The 293-nt window shown below is 25.6% G+C and carries 1 pseudogene; it reads right to left on the bottom strand.

Features of this window, described 5'->3' with window-relative positions:
• Positions 1-293: pseudogene (locus tag KI356_RS27855) on the bottom strand (PAS domain-containing sensor histidine kinase); the annotation flags it as partial.

Below are 293 nucleotides of genomic sequence, written 5' to 3'. Positions count from 1 at the left end.
ATTGCTTCAATTGAATTTTGCAAAATATTAATAAATACTTGTTTCAATTGATTTTCTGAGCATTCAATGATTATCTCTTTGGAATCTGTAAATAGTTCAACTTGAATATTTGTCATGATTGCTTTTGTGTTCATTAAAGAAACAACATTTTTAAATACTTGATAAATGTTTTTCTTTTCAGTTGGGATTTCATCTGTTTTAGCAATCGATAAAAACTCTTGGAGGATTGCTTCTATTCTTTCTATTTCGGAAAGCATAAGATCAAAATATTTTTCTTGATCTTCTTTATTAAT

The sequence above is a fragment of the Bacillus hominis genome, from assembly GCF_018332515.1.
GTDB classification, from domain to species: domain Bacteria; phylum Bacillota; class Bacilli; order Bacillales; family Bacillaceae_G; genus Bacillus_A; species Bacillus_A hominis.
Note: the sequence above shows the minus strand (reverse complement) of the source record. Positions and strands in the feature narration are given on the sequence as shown.